We start from the raw sequence: 14,702 nt of genomic DNA on the forward strand, positions 1-14,702 counted from the left end.
CTGAACCGGGTAGTCAGTGAACAACTGTTACTCGATTTGGAAGGACATCCCATGCTCTTCCTCGTAGGCGCACTGCTGGTGCTCGGCGTCCTCCTCGGCGCCGTGGCGCACCTTCCGGTACCGGTCGGGGTGGCCGCCGGTGGCGCCATCGCCCTGTGGCTCGGTGTCTTCGCGGCCCGCGAACGGCTGTCGGGCCGCCACCGCGAGAGCGGAGGCCTGCGATGAGCCGGAACACCGGGCTCCGTCCCGGCGGCCGCACGAGCACCCCTGCCGGTGCCGCTACGGCCGCCCGTGCCCGTCGGCGCGGGCTCGATGCGGATGCGATGGCCGTCACCGGGTTCGTCCTGGGGCTGGTGGGGCTGCTCGTGCTGAACCTGCTGCTCGGCCCGGTCGCCGTGGTCCTGGGCGTACTCGCCCTGCACCGGCGCACCACCCGGCCGGCCCGTGCCCGCCTGGCCGTCGCCCTGGGCCTGGCCGACCTGCTGGTCCTGGCCTGCCTGGTCACCGCGGACGGCACCTGGTCGTGGAGCCTGACCTGACCCCTGCCGGGCGGGTGCCACGCCGCCACGGCCCGGTCCGGTGCGGGCCTCAGCCCCGCCCGATGAAGGCGAGGCCGGCCGCGGCGGGCCGGAGGTCGGCGGGAAGGGCCAGGTGGGCCTGGCGCAGGGCCTGGGCCAGGGGTACGCCCCGGCGCAGGTGCCGGTCGTAGGTGTCGGCCAGGAGGCGCCCGGCCAGTTCGTCGTCGATGGCCCAGAGCCCGCCGACGACCTGCGAGGCTCCGGCGACCAGGCAGGACAGTGCGGCGGCCGTGGTGTCGGCGCGCTCGGTGGACTTCGCCGACCAGCAGCAGCCCAGGACGACCACCGGGGGCAGCCCGAGCCGCAGCAGGGCGGCGGGCGAGGAGGGGCCGTCCGGGAGCAGCATGCGGTACTCGAAGCCGTCGCCCTCGGTCCCGTGGACGCTCATGGTGAGGATGTCGTACGGGGCCCTCTCCAGTGCGGTGCGGAGCTCGGCCAGCGAATGCACCCGGGTGAAGCGGATGTGCCCCTGGGTGTCGAGTTGTTGCAGGGCCCGCGCTTCGAGGCGGGAGCCTTCGAGTTCGTTCTCGTCGAAGATGCCGATCACCCGGGGCAGGACGGGCGGCGGGGCGGGCCGGGAGCGCAGGGCCGCGCCGGCCGACATGCTGATGGTCAGCTCCGTGGTGCCGGGCGGGGCGAGTTCGTTCCACGGCATGGCCCAGGTGACCGAGTCGGGGACCACGAGGATGCGTGCTCCCGCGGCGTCGGGGGTGACATCGGCGAAGAACAGGCCGGAGATCCGCCGCACGGCCTCTGCGGGAGCGTCCTCGGAGTCCTCGTCCAGGCACTGGGCCAGTGCCTTGCCGTCGACCGCCGAGACGTGGATGCGGCGTACGAGCGGAAGGGGGTGCGAGGGGGGCAGTGTCACGACGGTGAGGTAGTGCTCGCCGACCTGGGCACCGGTGACGTGCACCCAGACGACGTGATGTGCCGGGAGTCCCCGTGCGATCTCGGCCGGTGGCGGTGGCGCGGTGGTTCGGGCCAGGAAGTCCACGAGGGTCATGTCCGCGCGGGCGTCGGTGTCATAGGCGCCGCTGTCCTGGGGACGGCCGACGGCGGTACCGCCCCGGAACTCACCGAGGAAGTCTGCGAGTTCGGCGACAATCTGCGTGTCGTGGCCCGCCTCGTGGAGGTCGACGGCCCTCATCAGCAGCCCCGTGAGGAGCAGCTCGACATCGGTGACGGTGCGGGCGGCGAAGACGTCGTCTGCGCAGAGCCGGGACAGGCAGGCGTGCAGGGCGGCCGGTGACGGCAGCAGGCCGCCCTGGACCCGCGCCGCTTCGGCGTACAGGCGCAGCGCCGACCTGGCGGGTCCGGGCGGCAGTTCCTGCGCGCTCCTGCCGTACCATTCCGCCGCCCCCGCGTAGTCGCCGCGCAGGGCGGCCTCGGAGGCGTGTGCCATGGCGCTGTCGTGCGGGGTGACGCTGGCCAGTGCGGGGGCCACCAGCTGGTGGGCGCGGTCCTTCGGGCCGATGCCGGCCGCCGCCCGCGAGAACTCCCTTTCCGCGGCGAGTCCTTCGTCGATACGGCCGTCGGCGATCAGAAGGCGGGAGCGGTAGTAGGTGACGAGGGCCTGGTAGCCGGGGGTGTCGGCGGCCGTCGCCAGGGCCTCCACGGTGGCCCGGAGGCGTTCGATGTTGCTCGTGGAGTGGGCGGCATGGGCAATGGCGCCCAGGATCTTCGCGCGCCCGGTCCGCGGGCCGCTGCGGCCCACCTCGTGGAGCAGCGCGCGCAGGACGGCGTCGACCGTGAGGGATCCGAGGGTGTGCAGCTGCTGCTCGCTGGAGATGGCGGAGAGCAGGTACAGGATCGTGCGGTCCGGGCCGCCCGGTGCCAGCTCGGCGGCGATGCGGCGGCATTGTGCCGCTTGCCCGGCACGGCCCAGTGCGTCGAAGTGGCCGCCGGTCTCGTCCAGCAGCGATGCCAGGAGGCGGCGGGTGAGCGGTTTGGGTGAGGCGTGGGAGTAGTGCTGGTCGACGGTCTGGACGATGTGGTCGAGTCCGGTCGAGTACACCGGCCGCCGGTCCAGTACCTGGTAGAGGCGGGTGACGGCGCGGACGTCGGTCGCGTCGGCGTCGTTCAGGTCGCTCACCAGGTCCACTTCCAGGTGCCGTCGGACGGCGGTGACGACCATGGACTCGAAACGGTCCCGCCAGGTGCCCACAGCGGGCGGTCAGACGGTGTCGGCGTCGAGGGCGGCGGCCTGGCCGGCCGCTGCTTCGGCGGGGCCGGCGCCCTGCGCCGGAAGGATCGTCCGCCGCAGCAGCCGTTCGATCTCCTCCACGGTGGCCTCGCCGTCGAAGCGGATCTGGCCGTGCGGGCCGATGGCTTCGACGTACATCCGGGTGCGGTCCTCGGTGCGGTCGGCCCGGCGGCGGGACGCGAGCGAGCGGACGGCTGTGGCCAGGTAGGCGATGGTCTGGGGGGCCTGCAGCAGGGCGATGACCGTGGCGGTCCCCCCGATGAAGTCCCCGTCGAGGCCCCACTGGGAGCTGCGCCGGCCGCGGGTGGGCGTGGCGTGCCCCTCGGCGACCAGGAGCTCCGCGAGCTCGGCCGGAACGCTCATCTTGATGGTGTCGCTCATGTACGCCCCCTCACCGAGCGGGCCGCCCGCCGTGTTCCCGGTCCCGGGCGGATCGCTCAACCGGCTTGTTCTGCGTGCAGTATGGCGCGGCGGGCTGCACGGCATCCGATGTTCCGGAATTCCGCTTCCGCATCGCCGGGGCGGGGGCCCGTGCGGCCCCTCGGCCCGGCGCGGTCCGGATCACGGTGGCCGCGGGGCCGGTGCGGGGAACCACGAGGCGGCGGCCTGCCGGGCGCCGGCGGCGTTGCGGGGGGGGGTGCGCAGTGTCTTCGGGGCGGGGGAATGGTCCGGCGGCGGGGCGGTGTTTTCGAGGGGTAGGCCTTTCCGCCCTGCCTGGAGGAGGATGTCGTGGCACTGTCCCGGACCGAGCGTGAGCAGTTCCTCGCCGAACCCCACATCGCCGCCCTCTCCGTCGACGCCGGCGACGACCGTGCACCGCTGACGGTACCGATCTGGTACGGCTACTCCCCCGGCGGCGACATCTGGATCATGACGGGGCGGGACTCGCGCAAGGCCGAACTGATCGCCTCCGCGGGCCGGTTCAGCCTGATGGTCGACCGTGTGGAGCCGTCGGTGCGGTACGTGTCGGTCGAGGGCCCGGTCGTCTCGGTGGAGCCGGCCGTGCGCGAGCAGCTGGAGTCGATCTCGGCGCGGTACCTGCCGGCCGAGAAGGTGGACGGCTACGTCGACGACGCGTGGAAGAACCACGGGGAGCAGGTCGTGATCCACATGCGTCCGGCGCGGTGGGTGAGTTCGGACCTCGGCCAGGTCTGACCGGGCTTCCCCGGCCCCGGTCCCACCGGGGGGGGCGGCGCCGCCCGCGTCCGTACCCCGTGCCCCGGCGCGGCTGCGCGCTCGGGGCTGCGGGCTCCCGCGGGGCCGCCAGGGAGCACCGCCGGCTGTCCCGCCTCGAAGCAGCCGGCCGCATGCGCACCGGGGAGGACCGCACGGACCGCACGGACCGCACGGACGCCGGGGCGGTCTGACCCGCCGGGCGGCTCAGCCGGCGGTGGAGGGGCGGTGGTGGCCGGGCTTGTGGGGCTTACCCGGCCTGCCCCCGGCCGCGACGGCGTTCTCATCGAGAACAACGGCGGGAACAACGGCAACACCGATCACGAGGAACGGCGCGGAGTTCGCCGCGGACCGGCGCCTGCACCTGGTGGACCGCCATGTCCTCGCGGTGGGCCGCCGGTTCGCGTCCCCTGGGGGAACTGCCGCACGCGGTACCACCACCCCGGCGGCGCCCGCCCCTCCCCCAGGGAGCCGGCTGCCGGGTTCCGGGTGACGGCCGGTACCACGCCCTTGGCCGGGGCGAGTCCGTGCCGGCCCCGATGACACGGCGGGGGCGGTGTCGGTGGGGCGTGTCAGGATCGGGGCATGGATCTTGTCGTACCGCTGCCCACCGACCCCGGCCGTTCCGAGGCCTATGCGCACTGGGCCCGTTCGTACGGGCCGGCCGCGGAGGATGCGGCGCGGGGGGTGCTCGTCGAGGTGCGGGAGCGGATGTCGGCGGCGTATCCGAAGGCGGGGCGGGCACTGGATGCGCTGGCCGGGCCCGCGCGGCGGCTGCCCGCGGCCCATCTGCCCTGGTACTGGGACACGGTGGCCCACCGGCTGGTGTCCTTCGACGCGCGGGCCGCGGGGCGGGCGTACGCGCTGGCCCGGGCCGCGGAGCGGGAGCACGACCTGCCCGTGGACCCGGCCTGGCGGCGCGGCAACGTCACGCTGCTCGCCGGGGCGGGGGCCCTGCCGGTCAAGGAGCTGAGCGGGCACCAGGCCTGGCTGGCCGGGGTCTTGGACCCGGCCGCGGCGCACGAGGAGTTCGTAGGGGTCCTGGCCGCGTGGGCGGCTTCGCCCGGGGAACTGCCCGCCGATCTGGCCCGCCGGGTCCGGGCCTCCGCGCGCGCCGCGGGCCTGGACGGTGCGGAGGAGGCCCGGGTACTGGCCCGTACGGTCGGGGCCGCACGGGGCAAGGCCCTGCCGGACACCCTCCTCGACGCGGTGGCCGTCCTGCTCGCCGCCCATCCGCAGGACGACGACCGGCTGGCCGCGCTCCTGGAGGTCTTCCCGGAGTCGAGGAACGACACGGCCGCCTGGCTGCGGGTCCTGCTGCGGTCCGGGGCCGCCGATGCGGTGGCCGCCGGCCGGATCGGCCCGCAGGGCGGCCCGGCCGGCTGGCTCGGCCGCTACGCGCACGCCTACGCCCACCGCCGGGTGCCCTACGGGGGCGTGACGCGCCAGCCGATGCCGGAGGAACTCTTCGACGTGGTCGGCCGGTTCGCGCCGCGGCTGCGGGCCGCCGGGACCCCGGTGGTGCTGCACGAGGACCGGTACCGCCATCCTGGGCTGGACGCGGACCTGCTGGACCTGTGCCTCGCCGAGGGCGTACCGGTCGTCGACCCGGGCGAGCGGGTCCGGCTGTGTTTCTGGGGCGACCGCTCGCGCCGCGACCTCAAGGCCCTCGCGGCGGACGCGGTGTTCGGGCCGCGGCTGGAGGGCACCGTGCACGCCGGGCTGCGCGGCCGCGGCACCGCCATCACCCGGCTCCCGGCGAACCCGGGCATCGCCGCCGAGGTGCAGACCCGCGTCGAGAGCCTGCTCGGGGCGCTCGCGGGGGGCGGGCTCGCCGCCGCCGACGAGGCCGTCGAGGAGCTGTCCGCCCTGCTGGACCGGCCCACCGCCACCGCCCTGGACGGCATCGACGGGGCCCTCGCCGCGCTGGACGCCACCGGCCCGCTCGCGCGGGCGCTGCGCGCCGGGCTGCCCGAGGAACTGGGCTGGCCCGCACTGGAGGAGGCCCTCGCCACCCTCGCCGACGCCTCCGCCGCCGACGGCGTGGACAAGGCCGACGGCGTGAGCGGGGGCGACGGCGTGGACAAAGGCGACGGCGTGGGCCAGGGAGGCCGGGACGGTTCGGGGGTGGCCGGGGTGACCTGTACCTGGCCGGTCCTGACCGTCTACGGCCGTACGAGGGCCGTGGCCGTCGCGCCCGGTTCCGTCCGTGCCACTGCCGCGTTCACCCTGCCCGAGGACGCCGTCCGCCACGTCGTCCACTACGCGGGCGGGCAGTTCCTGGTGAGCTGGTCCACCGACCCCCGCGACGCCTTCGGGACGCAGGCCTTCTGGACCGACCGCCCCGAGGAGGTGTTCGTACCGGAGCGCAGCTACGGTCTGCGCCCGTACGGGGGCAGCATCCAGGGCGGTCTGGGGTACCAGTTCGAGACCGGGGACGGCGGTGGCCGCCACGACGGGGAGCGCGTCCTGCGCGCCGGCGGCCGCGAGGGCGCCGACCACTACGACTTCCAGATGAGTGACGGCACCCGCGTGTGGAGCTCCAAGGTGTTCGCGGGCCGCAAGGGCTGGGCGGCGGTGGATCCCGTGACGGGCGAGCGGGCCGCCGGCCCCGGCCTGCCCGCGTTCCACGACCGCGCCGATCTGCCCCCGGGCACGGCGCTGTTCGGGGACCAGCTGACGCTCGCCGCCCTGCCCGCGGACGCCGCCGCCTCTCCCCTGGGCCAGGACGGCACGCTCACCGGATGCCGGGTGCTGTACCGCACCCCGTACGCGGGGCCGTCCCCGACGGAGTTCGTACTCGAAGGCATCGACGGGCGGCGCGCCCGCTACCGCAGCGGGCGCCCGGGACGCCGGCCCTGGGGGATCCTGCGCATGCCGGCGGGCGGCGAGGACGCCGTCACGGCGGGCGAGACGGTGATCCGCTGCCATGCCGCCGAGGACAACTCGCTGCTCTGGGAGGCCCGCGGCTTCCCCGGCCCGGAGGGCTCGCGGCGGGGCCGGCCCGCGGGGCACGGCGTGGGCCCGTTCCCGCCGCCCGCGTTCTGGCACTTCCTGACCCCGCGCGACACCGCGTCCTCCGCCGCGCTGCGGGCCGTCGGGGACGCCACCGTGCGCGCGCTGCTGGAGGCCGCCGTACGGACGGGCCCGGGCGACGGCCCGGCCCTGCGGGAGCAGGTCGCGGGGCTGCTGCCGCAGGTGCGTGACCCGAAGGTGGTGGACGGGGTCGTACGGGCCGCGCGGCTGGCAGCCGACGTCCTGCGGCGCCGCGAGGCGCTCTCCCGGCAGGTGGGCATCATGCGGTCCGGGCCGGTGGTGGAGCTGCCGCGTGCCGTGCCGGACACCGCGCTCGCCCCGGCGCTGGGCGGACTGCTGCCGCGGCCGCGTTCGTACGGCTCCCCCGGGCCCGGGGCGCATCCGGCGACCCTGACCGCGGTGGCCGCCGAGGGACGGTTCCTGCGCGGCGAGATCGACGAGGAGACCCGGCGGCTGGCCCTGCCGGCCGCGCCGGCGCCCTGGACCGCACTGGTCGGTTCCGTCGACGCGGCGGCGTGGCGGGCGGTCGTCGCCACCACCTGCGGCGAGGACCGCGAGGCGCTCACGGCGCTGCTGCAGACGTGGGCCGGCCAGCCGTTCGCCGTGGGCGGCAGCCGCTGGCGCACCGGCGGCGGCCGTGTGCGGCCCGCCGACGGCGCCGCCGGGGACGGGGGCGAGGCCGCGGCCGGCGGGCGGGCCGCCGGCGAGGAGGTCCGCGTGGTGGGCCGGGACGAGGCGGGGCGGCTGCCGCTGCTGCTGGAGCTGCTGGCGCGGCGCGGGCCGCTCGCGCTGCCGTCCGAGGCGGTGGAGGTCTTCGCACGCCGTACGGGGGTCCGGCGGGCGGTCGCCGCGCTGGTCCTGGGCGGACTGCCGCACCGCGACGGCCACGACGAGCACCTCAAGGCGCTGCGGGCGGCCCCGTACAAGGCGAACAAGGAGATGGCCAGGGAGTACGACGGGCTGCGCCACCGCCTCGGGGAGGCCGGCTGCCGGGCGGTGCTCGCCGCGGGCGTGCCCGACGACCCGGCCGAGCTGTGGGAGCCGGGCGGGATGACCGCGGCCGCCGGGCGGATGGCGCGGGCGTGGGCGGGGCTGCTGGGCAGTTCGCAGTACGTCGACGAGGACCTCGCCGCCGCCCTGGAGGCCGAGCTGGGGCTCGGGGCCGGCTGGGCGCTCGCGCTGACCGGCGGCCCCGGGGGCGCCGGCCGGTCCGTGCCGGGCGGCGCCGGTGTGCTGGTCGGCGCGGCCAACGGCGGGCTCGCCCTGCACCACGCCGAGGCCGACGGCAGCGCGGGCCGTCCGGTGTTCGTGCGGCACCCCGTGCACGGGGCGCCGGCCTCGGCGGTGGCGTGGGCGCTGACCGAGCTTCCCGGTGGGCCATCCGGCCGCCGCCGGGGCCGCGGCGGTGCACGCCGCGCTGCGGGCGCGGATGGACGACCCGCGGACCCTGATCCCGCTCGGCCGGCACTCCGCCCTGGGGCGGGCCGTGCCGGGCGATGCCGCCTTCGTCCCGTACGAGGGCACGGTGCTGCCCTGTCCGAAGCCCCTGTACCGGGAGGACACGGTGGTCTCCACCGCCTACGACGACGGGCTGTTCGTGGTGTCGGTGCCCGGCGGGGACGTGTTCCTGCGGCCGGCCGCGCTCGCCGGTCCGGGTGGGGTCGAGCGGGCCGAGGGGCGGTGCGCGGCTCTGGGGGCGACCGATCTGCCGGCGGCGGTCCGCCGGATCCTGACGGTCCGCGGGGAGGGTCCCGAGCGGATGCTCGCCCGGGCCGCGGGCACGCCGGTGCCGGCCGGCGGGTACGAGCTGAACCCGGCGCTGAGCGTTGCGGAGCTGGTGGCCGAGGCCGGTGCCGTGCTCGGGGTGGGCGCCGACGCGGCCGCGCTGTACGTGCAGTTGCTGGCGCTGGCGCGGCCCACCGACCGGAACGTGCGGCGTTGGAACGGCTGGAGTCCGGCGCGGCACAAGGCGGCCCAGGCGGAGCTGGTGGCGTCGGGGGCGGTGGAGTCCGGCCGGCGGGCCAGGGCGGGCCGGACGGTGTTCGTGCCGGGGCCGTGGACCGAACTCAAGGCCCCGCACCTGCCCCTGGAGACCGCCAAGCTCGGCCTGTACGGGGTGGGCGTGGGGCGTGCGGAGCCGGAGATGCCGTTCCTGCGGGTGCTGTCGCCGGTCCCGGTGCACGAGCTGTTCGCCGAGGCCTGGCGCACGGCCCGCTAACGCCCGGGCGGCAGGGCGGTTGTGGGGGCTACCGGCGGAATCCGCGCCGGGGGTCTCTGCCGGTACGGTCGTCGAAGGGGGTGAACCAGGCGGCCCGGCCGGTCCCGCCCGCGCCCGTGGACTCGGGGTGGAGCAGCATGCGGACGTCGTGGTCCTGGTCGAGCAGGGGTGCGCAGTCGTAGTCGCCCGCGTGCCGGGGAAGCGTGTGGTGGTCGTCGTCCTCGCCCAGGTCGTCCAGGCGGGCGGGAAGGTCGCCGGCGGCCAGGTGGAGGGCCATCTCCTCGGCGGTGCAGGAGGGGACGGGGTGTCTGCCCCCGGCGAGGTCGCCGGCCAGGTCGTCGAAGGCGCGGGCCATCCGGCGGCGCCAGCGGCGGTCCGCCGTCCAGGTGTACGGGGGCAGCCGGTGGAAGACGTCCAGGGCGCCGGGGCCCACGTCCGGGAGGTAGCGGTCGGCGAGGTGCTGGGCGTCGTCGTAGGCCTGGTCGGCGAGGACGGCCAGGGCTGTGTGGAGCAGGTCGGCGGTGCGGGGCGTGAGCCGCTGCCGGAGCGTTGCGGCGTCCTGGTGGCCGCTGTCGGGCGGGGGGTCGGCTACGGCGAAGAGGGTGGCGAAGTCCGGTGTCGGCGCTCTTCGGCGGGCGGGTGTGCGGGCGGGTGCGGGCCGGCCGTCGGGGTGGAGGCGGTGTGCGGAGCCGTGGTGGTCCAGGGCGCGGGTTCCGGCGACGTCGGGTGCCCGGGTGAGGACTGTCAGGGCTCCGATGAGGTCGTGCGGATCGTCGTCGCCGCGTTCGGCCGCGGGCAGGGGCTGCCATCCCCGGCCGGCGGCGGCGTGCAGGAGCGCGGCCTCGTCGGTGACGCGGTACTCGTAGGCGTGCGTGATCCGCACGACGGTGCCGGGGACGCGGGGCGGGGCGGTGCGAGGGGGCGTCCGGCGGCCGGCGGCGGCGGGCGGCGGGGGGTGGATGACCAGGGCCGGGCCGGTGTGGGCGTACCGGTGGTGCTGCTGGTGCATGGCGGGGCTGCTCCTCACGGGTGAGCCGGACGGCCGTCGGGGCGGCCGGTCGGGCGGGACGGTCGGGCCGACGGGCAGTCGGGCAGGCGGCGGGGCGGTCAGGCGGTCGGCGGGGCGGTCGCTCGGGGATCGGCGGGGCGTTCGGGCCGGCTCGGGGTCGGGGCCGGCTCGGGGTCGGGACGGGGCGGGGTCGGGACGGGGCGGGGTCGGGACGGGGCGGGTCAGGGGCGGGGCGGGTCAGGGGCGGGTCAGGGGCGGGTCAGGGGCGGGTCGTGGTCAGGGTCGGGGAGCTGCCTTCGGTCAGCCGGACGGGCTGTCCGGAGCCGTCGGCGGGCACGGTGTGGACGAAGGGTTTGCCGTGTTCGGTCCTGCTGTAGGCGACGGTGCGGTCGTCGAGCCAGGCGGCCTGGTCGTCGATGCCGGGCGGGGCGGCGAGCGCGGTGTCCCGGCCCGTGGCGAGGTCCAGTACGTGCAGCCGCCAGTCGGCGCCGATCCGTTTCTTGTAGGCGATGCGTGTTTCGTCGGGCGACAGCGACGGGCACTCCACGTTGGTGCGCAGGGCGGTGAGTTCGCGGGTGGTGAGGTCGCCGCGCACGAGGTGGGTGCGGCCGCCGGCGGACATCGTCGCGTAGAAGGTGCGGTCGTCGGCGGCGAAGGTGATGCCCCAGAAGTTGCGGTCGTCGGAGGGGGCGGGCTCGCCGTCGACGTGGACGGTGAAGTCCTCCAGGGAGCCGTAGTGGTTGCCGCTGCGCAGGTCGTAGATCCCGGCGGTGGTGGAGAACTGGCCGGAGGCGGCGTAGGAATCGCCGGAGCGGAAGACGGTCCAGGCGACGAGGTGGCCCGACGGGGAGACCCGGGCCCGGCTGGGGTTGCCCCATACGGGCAGGGTGACCTCGGGTTCGGTCCGGCCCGGCCGGTAGATGCGTACCTCGGAGGAGAAGGGGCCGGGGAGGGCGTGCAGGCAGACCAGGGTTCCGGCGGCGACGGCGGCGCGGCGGCAGTCCGGTCCGGTGCCGAGGTCGCGGCCCTGCAGGGTCTTCTGCTGCACGCGGGTGCCGTGGCTGTCGACGACGAGGAGCGTGCCGGGTTCGGTGAGTCGCAGGGTGGCGGTGCCCGGTTCGGCCGCGGCTCCCTGCCAGGCGACGGTGGCGGCGGCGGAGCCGAGCAGGGCGACGATCAGCGCGGTGGCGCTCGCGGTGCGGGTGATGTTCATGCGTCCTTCCCCGGTCGGTGGATCAGGCGGGCGGCGGCGACCGCGGCCGCGGAGGCGCAGGCGAAGGCGGCGAAGGCGGTGGCGAGTCCGCCGAACGCGGCGAGGGTGCCGAAGGCGAGCGCGCCGCCGGCCCGGGCGAGGGACTGCGCGGTCTGGACGACGGCCAGGCCCGTCGTGCGTGCCTGCTGGGGCAGCAGGGGTGCGATGTGGGCCATGAGGACGCCGTCGGTGGCGGCGTAGAAGAGGCCGTAGAGGAGGAGGACGAGGGCGGTGGCCGGCCAGCCGGTGAGGGGCGCGGCCCAGAGGAACAGGTAGGCGCCGAGCGCCGACAGGTGGCCGCAGAGGAACAGCGGCCACCGGCCGATGCGGTCGGCGAGGACGCCGAGGGGTACCGCCGCCGTCATGAAGACGAGGGCGGTGCCGATGGGCAGGAGGGGGAGCGCTTCGGTGGGGACGTCCAGCCGGCGCTGGAGGCCGATGTAGAAGGACATGTCGCCCACGGTGAGCAGGCCCAGGAGGGCTGCCGCCAGGGTGCAGCGCCGGATGGCGGGGGTGCGCAGGGAGGTGAGGCGGGCCCGCAGGCCGGGGTCCTGTGCGCGCGGGGCGGGGTGGGGGCCGCGGCGGACGAAGGCGACGATGGCGACGACTCCGGTGGCGGCGAGGCAGAAGCTGACCAGGAACGCGGTGCCGTAGCCGCCGGGGACGGCGAGGAGGACGGCGAAGGCGATGAGGGGGCCCAGCAGGGCGCCGCAGGTGTCCAGGGCGCGGTGGATGCCGAAGGCCCGGCCCAGGTCGGATGCGGGGACGGCGGCGGTGATCAGCGCGTCGCGGGGGGCGGTGCGGATGCCTTTGCCGATGCGGTCGGCGGTCACCAGTGCGCCGACGGCGGGGGCGGATCCGACGGCGGGCAGGGCGAGTTTGGTGACTGCGGAGAGTGCGTAGCCGCAGGTGGCGACGGCTTTGGAGTGCCCGAACCGGTCGGCGGCGTATCCGCCGCCGATCCGGAACAGGGCGGTGGCGCCGGTGTGGAGGCTGTCGAGGGCGCCGAGTTGCAGGTAGCCGATGCCCAGTCCGTACATGAGGTACATCGGCAGGATCGCGGTGACCATCTCCGCCGAAGCGTCGGTGACGAGGCTGACCAGACCCAGGGCCAGGACGGTGGCGGGCACCCGCGATCCGGCGGTGTCGGCTCGGGGTGCGGTCGCCGTGGGGGGCTGGGCCGCGGTGGTGCGGCTGGGGTCGGTGGCTCTGGCCTGTGACAGGTACATCGTGACGCTCCGGCGGAGAAGGGGGTCGGGGCGGGGTGGTCCGGCGGGTGTCAGGTGGTGGTGTTGAACTTCCACTGCTGGCCGGCGCGTCCGTCGCAGGAGTTCTGGACGATGCGTGCGCCGTCGGAGGTGGAACCGCCGCTGACGTCCATGCACTTGCCGCTGTGCTGCGCGGTGGCGGTGAAGCCGGTGCCGGCTGCGGTGAGCTTCCATTTCTGGTCGGCCGCCGTGCCGCAGGTGCGTTGCTGGACCGCGCTGCCGTCGCCGGTGGATCCCGGGGCGCCGGCGACGCACAGGCCGCTGCTCTTCACCTTGAGCTGGTAGGTGCCGTCGGAGTTCTTGGTGGCGATGAACTTCTGGTTGTTGAAGTTGCCGCCGGTCCACTGCACCAGGTTGCCGCCCTCACCGTTCTTGGCGGGGCTGTCGAGCACCTTGCCGGAGCCTGCGTTGACGAGCTGGTAGGTGGCGCCCGAGGCGGGGCCGCCGGGGTCGGGGGTGGGGCCGGTGGACGTCGGCGTCGGCGTGGGCGTGGGGGTGGGGGTGGGGCCGGGGCCGGGGTTGTTTGCCTTGGCGTGGCAGGTGCCGCTGGCGGAGTCGGTGAAGGTGCGGCCGGCGACCGGCTTGAAGGTGAAGGAGTAGCCGGTGGAGGTCAGGTCGAACTGTCCGACGCCGTAGGTGTTGTTGTTGAACACCTCGGACGGGCCGGAGGAGGTGGTGCGGGCGCTGTAGAGGGCCCGGCCGCCGGTGCCGATCACGAAGGAGCGTATGCCGTTGGCGGTGTCCCTGGTGCCGTTGGACAGGGCGGGGGCGAACCGTTCGTAGTGGTGGTCGTGTCCCCAGACCGCGACGTCGGCCTTGAAGTCGGTCAGTGCCTTCATCAGGGGGGCGGTGCCGCTGCTGTCGCCGTGGTCGCCGGAGGAGAAGCGGGCGTGGTGCCAGTAGGCCAGCGTGCAGGGTTTGGTGCTCGCGGCCAGGTCGGCGCGCAGCCACTTCTCCTGGGCGCTGCCGGCGCTGGTGCTGATGTTGGAGTTGAGGGAGACCAGGTGCCAGTCGCCGACGTCGACGCTGTAGTAGCCCTTGTCGCGGTCGCCGGTGCGGACGCCCTTGCCCTGGTAGTAGTCGAAGTAGCCCTGCGCGCCGGAGGTCTTGTACTCGTGGTTGCCGGGCGAGGGGTGGACGATGGAGTTGAACTTGCCCCAGTTCTTGTCGTAGGTGCCGTTGAACTCGGAGAGTTTGCCGGATTCGTAGGCGTTGTCGCCGGCGGTGATCACGGCGGCGGGGGCCATGGCGCTGACCAGGGGGGCGGTCTGGTTGCAGGCTTCGCCGCAGATGTCGCCGGCGGCGGCGACCTTGACGGAGGCGGCTGCCAGTGACTGTTTGCCGGACTGGTAGGCGTCGATGGAGTAGCCGCTGCCGGTCCGGGTGAGCTTCGGGGTGACCGTCACGCAGCTGCCGTTGAAGGCGCGGGTGAAGAATTCCCTGCTCGTGGCGTTGCGGGAGGTGAGGGTGTAGGTGCCGCCGGAGGAGCCGGTGAGGGTGACGGTGTCGTCGCCGTGGAGGGTGAGGCCGGTGAAGCGCAGCCTCATCCAGCCGGCGCCGTCGGCGCAGAGCTGGCGTTCGGTCTTCGTCGCGGCCTTGGAGGCGTCGGCGGCGAGGGCGGCGGGGGTGATGGTGGCGCCGGGTTCGGCGAGCTGTGCGACGGCGGTGTCGTCCTGTGCCGCCGGGTCGGCGGGGGCCTGGCCGGCGGAGGCGTTGACCATGAAGCCGCCGGCGATGAGGGCGGCGAGGGAGGTCGCGATGAGCAGGCTCCGTGCCGGGCGGCGTCGTGCGGGTCGGGGTTCGTCCATGTCTGCTCCATGAGGGGTGTGGGAGGGAGCCCGCTCGGGGGCTCGGGCCCGGCCGGTCCCCCGGCCGGCGCGCGGTGGGGGGTGCGGGCGGCGAGAGGGACCGGCCGGGAGTGCGGGGGGACGGTCCGCGGGAGGTGGTGCTGCGGTGTCCGGGGTC

General features: G+C 75.6%; 9 protein-coding genes. 4 read left to right on the top strand and 5 right to left on the bottom strand.

What is annotated here, in order from left to right:
* Positions 1–51: 51 nt before the first annotated feature.
* Together AC2RP6_RS00365 and AC2RP6_RS00370 are read left to right on the top strand one after the other, a co-directional pair.
* Positions 52–225, top strand: a complete 174-nt coding sequence (locus tag AC2RP6_RS00365; protein ID WP_486444301.1) for a hypothetical protein — start codon at positions 52–54, stop codon at positions 223–225.
* Positions 222–539 (top strand): DUF4190 domain-containing protein, encoded by a 318-nt coding sequence (locus tag AC2RP6_RS00370; RefSeq protein ID WP_486444302.1) that lies wholly within the window; start codon positions 222–224, stop codon positions 537–539. Before AC2RP6_RS00365 ends, AC2RP6_RS00370 begins: the two co-directional genes overlap by 4 nt.
* 49 nt (positions 540–588) lie before the next feature.
* Here AC2RP6_RS00370 and AC2RP6_RS00375 read toward each other — a convergent pair whose 3' ends face one another.
* Together AC2RP6_RS00375 and AC2RP6_RS00380 are read right to left on the bottom strand one after the other, a co-directional pair.
* Positions 589–2,742, bottom strand: a complete 2,154-nt coding sequence (locus AC2RP6_RS00375; protein ID WP_486444303.1) for a CHAT domain-containing protein — start codon at positions 2,740–2,742, stop codon at positions 589–591.
* Between the two features lie 9 nt (positions 2,743–2,751).
* Positions 2,752–3,162, bottom strand: a complete 411-nt coding sequence (locus AC2RP6_RS00380) for a hypothetical protein (protein WP_486444304.1) — start codon at positions 3,160–3,162, stop codon at positions 2,752–2,754.
* Between the two features lie 348 nt (positions 3,163–3,510).
* On the opposite strand from AC2RP6_RS00380, the gene AC2RP6_RS00385 reads away from it, so the two are divergent.
* Together AC2RP6_RS00385 and AC2RP6_RS00390 are read left to right on the top strand one after the other, a co-directional pair.
* Positions 3,511–3,936, top strand: coding sequence for a pyridoxamine 5'-phosphate oxidase family protein (locus AC2RP6_RS00385; RefSeq protein WP_486444305.1), 426 nt, complete (start codon positions 3,511–3,513; stop codon positions 3,934–3,936).
* A gap of 603 nt (positions 3,937–4,539) precedes the next feature.
* A complete protein-coding gene (locus tag AC2RP6_RS00390; protein ID WP_486444306.1) occupies positions 4,540–9,390 on the top strand; it encodes a hypothetical protein in 4,851 nt (1,616 codons plus the stop codon).
* A 1,086-nt stretch (positions 9,391–10,476) separates the two neighbouring features.
* On the opposite strand, the gene AC2RP6_RS00395 is transcribed toward AC2RP6_RS00390, so the two are convergent.
* Genes AC2RP6_RS00395 through AC2RP6_RS00405 form a run of 3 tightly spaced genes read right to left on the bottom strand, consistent with a single transcriptional unit; the run spans position 10,477 to position 14,545 of the window.
* Positions 10,477–11,430, bottom strand: coding sequence for a TolB family protein (locus AC2RP6_RS00395; RefSeq protein ID WP_486444307.1), 954 nt, complete (start codon positions 11,428–11,430; stop codon positions 10,477–10,479).
* Positions 11,427–12,698, bottom strand: a complete 1,272-nt coding sequence (locus AC2RP6_RS00400) for an MFS transporter (protein WP_486444308.1) — start codon at positions 12,696–12,698, stop codon at positions 11,427–11,429. The genes AC2RP6_RS00395 and AC2RP6_RS00400 overlap by 4 nt, the downstream gene beginning before the upstream one ends.
* A gap of 50 nt (positions 12,699–12,748) precedes the next feature.
* Positions 12,749–14,545: an RICIN domain-containing protein gene (locus tag AC2RP6_RS00405; RefSeq protein ID WP_486444309.1), complete on the bottom strand. Its 1,797-nt coding sequence runs from the start codon at positions 14,543–14,545 to the stop codon at positions 12,749–12,751.
* Positions 14,546–14,702 lie beyond the last annotated feature (157 nt).

It is taken from the genome of Streptomyces sp. WAC03905 (genome assembly GCF_057371075.1).

Coding starts and splice junctions, on each gene's coding strand:
- AC2RP6_RS00365 (WP_486444301.1), top strand. CDS start 52: ATGCTCTTCCTCGTAGGCGCACTGCTGGTGCTCGGCGTCCTCCTCGGC.
- AC2RP6_RS00370 (WP_486444302.1), top strand. CDS start 222: ATGAGCCGGAACACCGGGCTCCGTCCCGGCGGCCGCACGAGCACCCCT.
- AC2RP6_RS00380 (WP_486444304.1), bottom strand. CDS start 3,162: ATGAGCGACACCATCAAGATGAGCGTTCCGGCCGAGCTCGCGGAGCTC.
- AC2RP6_RS00390 (WP_486444306.1), top strand. CDS start 4,540: ATGGATCTTGTCGTACCGCTGCCCACCGACCCCGGCCGTTCCGAGGCC.
- AC2RP6_RS00395 (WP_486444307.1), bottom strand. CDS start 11,430: ATGAACATCACCCGCACCGCGAGCGCCACCGCGCTGATCGTCGCCCTG.
- AC2RP6_RS00400 (WP_486444308.1), bottom strand. CDS start 12,698: ATGTACCTGTCACAGGCCAGAGCCACCGACCCCAGCCGCACCACCGCG.
- AC2RP6_RS00405 (WP_486444309.1), bottom strand. CDS start 14,545: ATGGACGAACCCCGACCCGCACGACGCCGCCCGGCACGGAGCCTGCTC.